Below are 8,330 nucleotides of genomic sequence, written 5' to 3' on the forward strand. Positions count from 1 at the left end.
CCTCAGGGGCCCCTTCATCGACGTACAACAGGACAAGAGAGATCGCTCTGATGCCCAAGAACGACAACAAGAAGAGCCGCGACAACAAGAAGAGCCGCAACATCGCCATCGGCGCGGGTGTCGCCGTCGCCGCCGTGCTGCTCGGCGTCGCCTCCTACACCGCGACCAAGCCCGACGACTCCACCGGCAAGGTGAAGGAGGAGGCCGCGGGCGCGGCGCCCTCCACCGAGCAGCAGGCCGGGGTCTATCCCGAGCTGGAGAAGCTCGCGCGCCGCGACGCCAAGGACCCGCTCGCGCAGGGCCGCGCCGACGCGCCCGTCGTGATGGTCGAGTACGCCGACTTCAAGTGCGGCTTCTGCGGCAAGTTCGCCCGCGACACCGAGCCGGGCCTCGTGAAGAAGTACGTCGACGAGGGCACCCTGCGCATCGAGTGGCGCAACTTCCCGATCTTCGGCGAGGACTCCGAGCGGGCCGCGCGCGGCGCGTGGGCGGCGGGGAAGCAGGGCCGCTTCTGGCAGTTCCACGAGGCCGCGTACGCCGACGGGTCCAAGGAGAAGGGCTTCGGCGACGACCGCCTCCAGGAGCTGGCGAAGGAGGCCGGGGTCAAGGACGTCGGCCGCTTCACGAAGGACGCGGACAGCGCCGCCGCCAAGGCCGCGGTGAAGAAGGACCAGGAGGAGGCGTACGGCCTCGGCGCCACGTCGACGCCGTCCTTCCTCGTCAACGGGCGGCCCATCTCGGGCGCCCAGCCCGACGAGGTCTTCGACCAGGCGATCGAGGCGGCGGCCAAGAGCGCGAAGGGCCGGTCGAAGGCGGCGGACAAGTGACCGCCGACGTCGGGTACTTCGCCGCCTTCCTCGGCGGTCTGCTCGCCCTGGTCAGTCCGTGCAGCGCACTGCTGCTGCCGGCCTTCTTCGCGTACTCGATCGACTCGACGTCCCGGCTGGTCGCCCGCACCGGCATCTTCTACGCCGGGCTCGCCACCACGCTGGTGCCGCTCGGCGCGGCCGGGTCCTTCGCCGGACGCTTCTTCTTCGGCCACCGCGACCAGCTGGTGCTCGCCGCCGGCTGGCTGATCATCGGGCTCGGCGCGCTGCAGATCCTCGGCATGGGCTTCGCCTCGCGGAAGATGGCCGAGCTGTCGGGCCGCATCCGGCCGACCACCGCGTTCTCCGTGTACGCGCTTGGCGCGGTGTACGGGCTCGCCGGCTTCTGCGCGGGGCCGATCCTCGGCAGCGTCCTGACGGTCGCGGCGGTGAGCGGGAGCCCGGTGTACGGGGGACTGCTGCTCGCCGTCTACGGCCTCGGGATGGCCGTGCCGCTCTTCCTGCTCGCGCTGCTCTGGGAGCGGTTCGACCTGGGGCGGCGGCGGTGGCTGCGCGGGCGCACGTTCACGGTGGGCCGCTTCGAGCTGCACACCACCTCGCTCCTGTCCGGGCTCTTCTTCATCGGGCTCGGGGCGCTCTTCCTCGCCTACGACGGGACGACGGCGCTGCCCGGCCTCCTGGACGTGGACGACTCGTTCGCGGTGGAGCAGTGGGCCGGCCGACTCGGACGGTCGGTGCCGGACGCGGTGCTGCTGGTCGCCGTCGTGGCGCTGGTGGGCGTGGTGCTCGCGGTGCGGGGGTGGCGGCGGAGCCGGGAGCGGGGCGGCACGGAGGCCGACCTGCCCGGGTGAGTCCCTTTTGGGTGTTTTAGCGTGGTCATATGTCTGATCACGGTGCGCACGGGCGGGTTCCCACGAGGAGCGAGCGGTGGGCCGCCTTCAAACGGTCCCCGTTCCTGCCCGCCTCCGTTCTCGTGCTCATCCTGGCGGCGGCCGCGGGGCTCTTCGCGGGTTCGTACACGTACTCCATGGCGAACCCGACGCCCCACCGGATCCCCACGGCCGTCGTCGGCGCGCACGACACGGCGCGGGGCAGGGCGTTCCTCGACGGCATGGAGAAGGCGCTGAACGCCTCGCTGGAGGTGCACCGGTACGACAGCGTGGCCGGGGCCCGGCGGGACGTGGACGAGCAGAAGGTCTTCGCGGTCGTGGACGCGGGCCGGGGCGACCGGGTCGCCCTCGACGTCTCCGGGGCGTCCGGGGCCTCGGTCGCCCAGGTGCTCGCGGAGACGGCGCCGAAGGTGGGGGCGGAGGTCGGGGTGCCGGTGACGGTGAAGGACATCAAGCCGTTGCAGGCGGGGGACCCGCGGGGGCTCGCGATCTTCTACATCTCGCTGGCCGCGGTGATCATCGGCTTCGTCGGGGCGATCCAGCTCAGCGTGCACGCGCGCGGGCTGAACCCGGCGGAGCGGATCGGCTTCACCGCGCTCTACGCGCTGCTCGGCGGGTTCGTGGTCGCGGCCGTCGTGGACTGGTGGCTGGGGGCGGTGGACCTGCCGTTCGTGGAGTCCTGGCTGATCCTGGCGCTGACGATGTTCGCGTCGGGGATGGTCTTCACGATGTTCAACACGCTGTTCGGGCGGTGGGCGATGATCCCGACGTGGGGGCTGATGGTGCTGCTCGGCAATCCGTCGTCGGGCGGGGCGGTGTCGTGGCCGCTGCTGCCGTCCGTGCTGGGGCACGTCGGGCGGTGGCTGCCGCCGGGGGCGTCGGTGAACGCGCAGCACACGGCGGTGTATTTCGGCACCCACCAACACGTGTTCCCGTTCCTGGTCCTGGGGGCCTGGGCCCTGCTCTCCGCCACGATCTTCTGGCTGTGGCGCCACAGGCACCCGGGGGGTCGGGTCCGGGAGTCCTCGCCGGCCCACGCGGGGGCGTAGGCGTCTGCGCCTCTTGTCCGTCTCGGGGGCGGGGCCGCGGGGGTATGTGCGTACTCGCCATCCCTGCGCCGCGCCCCAAGTCCAAAGGCGCTATGGCTGGCTCGGTGCTCCGTTCGCACATACCCCCACGTCCCCTCGGGAGCGCGTGCGCCTGCCGGCCGGTGGGGTCCCGCCGCTGTGTGCGGCGGCCCGGTGGCGAACTGGCCGCTCCTGCTGTGGGCAGGCGTTCCGCAGGGCGGAACGGGTGGGCACAGCCCCCGGTGCCGGGTGGCGATAAGTGTGGCTCCAGCCCCGGCGCAGCCGGACCGTGCCGGGTGGCGATAGAGGAGGCACCGGCCCCGATGCAGCGGGGGCACAGCGCAGGCGCGGGGAGGGAGGGAAACGGCAGAAGCCCCGCCGGGAGAGGCAGGGCTTCTGGAAGAGGTGGCTGGGGCCGGGATCGAACCGGCGACCTATCGCTTTTCAGGCGATCGCTCGTACCAACTGAGCTACCCAGCCACGCGATCCACGAGGAATCGCAAGCGGTCCTGACGGGATTTGAACCCGCGGCCTCCACCTTGACAGGGTGGCGAGCACTCCAAACTGCTCCACAGGACCAAGCGTTGTGCGAGAACAAGTCTCGCACAGGGTGTTGCGTGCCCCCAACGGGATTCGAACCCGTGCTACCGCCTTGAAAGGGCGGCGTCCTGGGCCACTAGACGATGAGGGCTAAGAGGCCCGCCGTGTGCGCCGCAGCGCGTCGGGGACGTGAGAAGCATATGGGATGCGGGGAGCTATCGCCAAAACGGTTTAGGGAGAGGGGCTGGGAGCGGACGGAGACGGGCTCGCCCCGGGCTGGTTCTCCTTGGGCAGATGGCGGCTGACCTCCGCCTTCGTGAGGCCGAGCCCGCCCAGCCTGATCTCGTCCCAGGCCTGCAGCCGCTTGCTCGTGCGGTCCAGGTAGAGGATCGACGCCTCGACCGGATCGGGGTTCTTGTCCTCGACCGCGCGCAGCCCGCTCCCGCCCGTCGACCCCTCGACGCGCAGCCGCGTGCCCTTGTCCATGACCTCCATCTCCTGATGGTGGATGTGGCCCGCGAGGACCAGCGGCACCTCGCCGTCCGTCTCGCGCGCCGCCGTCGGGTTGTGGGCCACCGCCACGTCGACCGGGGTGCCGGCCGCCCGCTCGGCGCGCAGGGCCGAGGCCAGGCGAATCCCGGCGATGCGCTCGACCGGGTCGCCCTCCGCCTTCACGGAGCGGTCGGGGGTGTACTGCGGGTCGCCGATGCCGGCGAAGCGCAGGCCCGCGACGGTCTCGGCCCTGCCGTCGTCGAGCACGTGCACGTTCTTGAAGCGCTCCAGATAGCGCTGGGTGCGGTGCGAGTCGTGGTTGCCGCGCACCCACACGTAGGGCGCGCCCAGGTCCTCGATCGGGTCGAGGAAGGCGTTCTCGGTGGCCGAGCCGTGGTCCATGGTGTCGCCGGAGTCGACGATGACATCGATCTCGTACTGCTTGACCAGCGAGGAGATGATCTTCCAGCTGGCCGGGTTGAGGTGGATGTCCGAGACGTGCAGGACCCGCATCGTGGTGGGGTCCGGCTGGTACGTGGGGAGCGTGGACGTCACGTCGTAGAGCTTGGTGACGTTGGTGACCAGGCGCGCCAACTCCTGCTGGTAGACGTCGAATTCGCTGACGATGCTGCGCGCGTTGCCGACGACGGAGGGGGCGCTGCTGAGCAGGCCGGAGAACTTCGGCTCCAGGACGGACTTCGGGTTCCAGGTGGCGTACGCGGCCGTGCCCGACGCCGCGAGCAGGGCGAGGGCCAGACCGCCCGCGGCGAGCGCGCGGCGCGGGCGGCGGTAGACGGCGAGGCCGAGCGCGGTGGCGCCCGAGACGACGGCGACGCAGGAGCGCACGGCCAGGTCGAGCGTGCCGTGGCCGACGTCGCGCGCGACCTCGTCCTGGAGCCCGGAGAGCCGCTCGGGGTGGTCGACCAGGGCCTGCGAGCGCACCGGGTCCAGGCGGTCCACGTCGACGTCCAGGCGGATGGGGGCCGTGTGCGAGCGCAGCTCCAGCGCGCCCAGCGGGGAGACGTTGATCTTCGTGCCGCCCGAGACGGACGGGCGCAGCGTCATGCGGGTGTCCATCGGGCCGACCGGCGCACGCACGCTGCCCACGATGAGCAGGCCGAGCCAGGCGCCGAGCAGCACGACCGTGATCAGGCCGAGGGCGCGGGCGTAGGGGTGCGGGGGGCTGACGAGTGCGGTGACGGGGTGGGCGCGGCGGGCGCGGTAGTGGCGGACGAGGGCGGCGCCCGCTCTCCGTGCCCGCTGCATGACGACCGTGACGTCGCGTGCCATTGGTCCGGTATGCCCAACCGGAGGGGCGGCTATGCCGGGACGGGACGGGCGCCGTGGCCGACAATGGGTGCGTGCTGGAGATGACGCGCGAGGAGTTCGAGGAACTGGTGGCCGAGGCGCTCGACCGGATTCCGCCCGAGTTGACGCGACTGATGGACAACGTCGCGGTGTTCGTGGAGGACGAGCCGCCCGCCGACGATCCCGAACTGCTCGGGCTCTACGAGGGAACGCCGCTGACCGACCGGGGCGAGTGGTACGCGGGCGTCCTGCCGGACCGCATCACCGTCTACCGGGGCCCGACGCTGCGGATGTGCGAGTCGCGCGAGGACGTGGTCGCCGAGACGGAGATCACCGTCGTGCACGAAGTGGCCCATCACTTCGGCATCGACGACGCCAGGCTGCACGCGCTCGGGTACGGGTGAGCGAGGGCGTCCGCCCTGGTGTGCGGGGGCGGCGCGGGCGGGGGTGGACGTCCGTGTCCTCTTGCGGGCCGCGGGAGTTGGGTAGGGCGTCCCGATTCTCAGCGCCTCAGGAGGTGCTCGGCCGTGCGCCAGTTGTACGTTCCCGTCAGGTGGGCCGTGGTCGCGATGGCCGTCGCGGCGACGGCGGGCTGCATGAGCGTCAGTGACGACGACGGGAAGGCTCCGGGGCCCGGCCGCTCCGCGGGGCACCGCAGCGGGGCGGCCGCGCCCGACGGCGGTCCCGTGACGCAGGGCGGCGACCTCGCCGCCGGCGACGAGCGCGGGCAGGGCCGCGGGCGGGGCAAGGGGAAGGGCAAGGGCAAGGGCGGCGGCGACAAGCCCGACGCGCACGCGTCCGCGTCGGGGGCCGCGAAGCCCTCGGAGTCCGCCTCCGCGTCGGCCCCCGAGGAGCCGTCGAAGCCGGGCAGGCCGGGGAAGCCCACGCCGACGCGGCCGAAGCCCGCTCCGACGCGTACGACGGAGACGCCGGACCCGCCGAAGCCCACGCCGACCCCGACGCCGGATCCGACCACGCCCGAGCCGTCGTCGTCGGAGGGGTCGGGGCAGGACGCCCAGCTGCAGCGGCGGGACGACGGGATCGAGGGGCGCGAGCCGTCGCCCCAGGCAGGGCCCCGGTAGGGCGTCCGGGCCGGTCTTCGTTCCGGGGCCCGGCCCAGGCGCCGCAAGGGCTCGGTGGGGTTCTCGCGGGCTCCCGGACGGGGGTTCTCGCGGGCCCCGGACGGGGGTGTGCGAGGGGCTCGGACGGGGGTGCGCGAGGGGCTCGCTCAGGGCCCCGGAGCCGCTCGGTTTGCCATTCGGGGTGGGGGGTGCGTATGGTGGTAGATCGTTTGATCCCATTTGCCCGGCGCCGCCACAGAAGAGCGCCGCGTGGCGCGTACTCTCCCTTGCCGTGGCTGACCGCATAGAGGCGGTCCATTGCGAAATCACGGAGTTGACGGGCGCGTGCCGAGACTCCGGAAGGTTTCGCATTTCGCATGTCCATTTCCAGTTCTGACCACGCCGTCCTGCCCGAGAACGAGATCGTCGAGGCCGTCGAGAACGACGCCGTAGAGGCTGTCGCCGACGCCACCGAGATCGTTGAGGCCGCGGACGCCGCAGACACCACCACCGACGCCGACGCCGCCGAGGCGGACGCCGACGCCGAGCCCGAGATCACCTTCGGTGACCTGGGTCTCCCCGACGGCGTCGTCCGCAAGCTCGCGCGCAACGGCGTGCACACCCCCTTCCCGATCCAGGCCGCGACCATCCCGGACGCCCTGGCCGGCAAGGACATCCTCGGCCGCGGCCGCACCGGCTCCGGCAAGACCCTCTCCTTCGGTCTGCCGACCCTGGCGCGCCTCGCCGACGGCCACACCGAGAAGAAGAAGCCGCGCGCGGTCATCCTGACCCCGACCCGCGAGCTGGCGATGCAGGTCGCCGACGCCCTCCAGCCCTACGGCGACGTCCTCGGCCTCAAGATGAAGGTCGTCTGCGGCGGTACGTCCATGGGCAACCAGATCTACGCCCTGGAGCGCGGCGTCGACATCCTCGTCGCCACCCCGGGCCGCCTGCGCGACATCATCAACCGCGGCGCCTGCTCCCTGGAGAACGTCGAGGTCGCCGTCCTCGACGAGGCCGACCAGATGTCCGACCTGGGCTTCCTGCCCGAGGTCACCGAGCTGCTCGACCAGGTCCCCGAGGGCGGCCAGCGGATGCTGTTCTCCGCGACGATGGAGAACGAGATCTCCACGCTGGTCAAGCGCTACCTGGTCGCCCCGGTCAGCCACGAGGTCGACGCCGCCCAGGGCGCCGTCACGACCATGACGCACCACATCCTGATCGTGAAGCCCCGCGACAAGGCGCCCGTCACGGCCGCCATCGCCGCGCGCAAGGGCCGCACCATCATCTTCGTCCGCACCCAGCTGGGCGCCGACCGCATCGCCGAGCAGCTGCGCGACGCCGGTGTGAAGGCCGACGCGCTGCACGGCGGCATGACGCAGGGCGCCCGTACGCGGACGCTGGCGGACTTCAAGGACGGCTACGTCAACGCGCTCGTCGCCACCGACGTCGCCGCCCGAGGCATCCACGTCGACGGCATCGACCTGGTCCTGAACGTGGACCCGGCCGGCGACCACAAGGACTACCTGCACCGCTCCGGCCGCACCGCCCGCGCGGGCCGCTCCGGCACGGTCGTGTCCCTGTCGCTGCCGCACCAGCGCCGCCAGATCTTCCGCCTCATGGAGGACGCCGGCGTCGACGCCACCCGCCACATCATCAACGGCGGCGGCACGTTCGACCCGGAGGTCGCCGAGATCACCGGCGCCCGCTCCATGACCGAGGTGCAGGCCGACTCCGCGGGCAACGCCGCGACGCAGGCCGAGCGCGAGGTCCGCGAGCTCACCAAGGAGCTGGAGCGCGCCACGCGCCGCGCCGCCGAGCTGCGCGACGAGGCCGACCGCCTCACCGCGCGTGCCGCCCGCGAGCGCGGTGACGACCCGGAGACCGCGGTCGCCGAGGCCACCGCCGCCGCCGAGGCCGTCGTCGAGGCCGCCGCGTCGGTGCCCGAGCAGCCGGTGGCCGAGCGCGACGAGCGCCCGGCCCGCGAGGAGCGTTCCTCCTCGTACGACCGCCGTCCGCAGCGCGACGAGCGCGGCAACTACGAGCGTGACCGCCGTGGTGACCGCGGTGGCTTCAACCGCGACGACCGTGGCGGTTTCAACCGTGACCGTCGTGACGACCGTGGTGGCCGTTCGTTCGAGCGTC

At 72.4% G+C, this 8,330-nt stretch carries 7 protein-coding genes and 3 tRNA genes; 6 read left to right on the forward strand and 4 right to left on the reverse strand.

Annotated features, from left to right (window positions below; all coding sequences use genetic code 11):
• The first annotated feature begins 50 nt into the window (after window positions 1-50).
• The 3 genes from AB0L89_RS18510 to AB0L89_RS18520 are packed head-to-tail and all read left to right on the forward strand — an operon-like array spanning window position 51 to window position 2,766.
• Entirely contained in the window at window positions 51-827 is a 777-nt protein-coding gene (locus AB0L89_RS18510; RefSeq protein ID WP_365141959.1) for a DsbA family protein, read from the forward strand.
• Entirely contained in the window at window positions 824-1,678 is an 855-nt protein-coding gene (locus AB0L89_RS18515; protein WP_365141961.1) for a cytochrome c biogenesis CcdA family protein, read from the forward strand. The genes AB0L89_RS18510 and AB0L89_RS18515 overlap by 4 nt, the downstream gene beginning before the upstream one ends.
• A 29-nt stretch (window positions 1,679-1,707) precedes the next feature.
• A complete protein-coding gene (locus AB0L89_RS18520) occupies window positions 1,708-2,766 on the forward strand; it encodes an ABC transporter permease (protein ID WP_365141962.1) in 1,059 nt (352 codons plus the stop codon).
• 424 nt (window positions 2,767-3,190) lie between these two features.
• Here AB0L89_RS18520 and AB0L89_RS18525 read toward each other — a convergent pair.
• The 4 genes from AB0L89_RS18525 to AB0L89_RS18540 form a co-directional block, all read right to left on the reverse strand.
• Window positions 3,191-3,264: transfer RNA gene (locus AB0L89_RS18525), tRNA-Phe, on the reverse strand.
• Between the two features lie 24 nt (window positions 3,265-3,288).
• Window positions 3,289-3,363 (reverse strand) — tRNA-Asp (locus AB0L89_RS18530).
• Window positions 3,364-3,402: 39 nt separating this feature from the next.
• Window positions 3,403-3,475, reverse strand: a tRNA-Glu gene (locus AB0L89_RS18535).
• 80 nt (window positions 3,476-3,555) lie between these two features.
• Window positions 3,556-5,106, reverse strand: a complete 1,551-nt coding sequence (locus AB0L89_RS18540) for a metallophosphoesterase (protein WP_365141964.1) — start codon at window positions 5,104-5,106, stop codon at window positions 3,556-3,558.
• Between the two features lie 71 nt (window positions 5,107-5,177).
• Here AB0L89_RS18540 and AB0L89_RS18545 point away from each other — a divergent pair, with 71 nt between their 5' ends.
• From AB0L89_RS18545 to AB0L89_RS18555, 3 genes are all read left to right on the forward strand, one after another.
• Entirely contained in the window at window positions 5,178-5,528 is a 351-nt protein-coding gene (locus tag AB0L89_RS18545; RefSeq protein WP_365141966.1) for a metallopeptidase family protein, read from the forward strand.
• Between the two features lie 192 nt (window positions 5,529-5,720).
• On the forward strand, window positions 5,721-6,206 hold the full coding sequence (locus tag AB0L89_RS18550; protein WP_365141968.1) for a hypothetical protein: 486 nt from the start codon (window positions 5,721-5,723) through the stop codon (window positions 6,204-6,206).
• Between the two features lie 356 nt (window positions 6,207-6,562).
• The coding region (locus tag AB0L89_RS18555; RefSeq protein WP_365141970.1) for a DEAD/DEAH box helicase at window positions 6,563-8,330 on the forward strand (1,768 nt) is incomplete at its 3' end.

The organism is Streptomyces sp. NPDC052114 (genome assembly GCF_040680155.1).
Taxonomy (GTDB): Bacteria; Actinomycetota; Actinomycetes; order Streptomycetales; family Streptomycetaceae; genus Streptomyces.

Excerpts from the sequence above, each read along its gene's own strand:
- AB0L89_RS18510 (WP_365141959.1), top strand. The coding sequence starts at position 51 with ATGCCCAAGAACGACAACAAGAAGAGCCGCGACAACAAGAAGAGCCGC.
- AB0L89_RS18520 (WP_365141962.1), top strand. The coding sequence starts at position 1,708 with ATGTCTGATCACGGTGCGCACGGGCGGGTTCCCACGAGGAGCGAGCGG.
- AB0L89_RS18540 (WP_365141964.1), bottom strand. The coding sequence starts at position 5,106 with ATGGCACGCGACGTCACGGTCGTCATGCAGCGGGCACGGAGAGCGGGC.
- AB0L89_RS18550 (WP_365141968.1), top strand. The coding sequence starts at position 5,721 with ATGAGCGTCAGTGACGACGACGGGAAGGCTCCGGGGCCCGGCCGCTCC.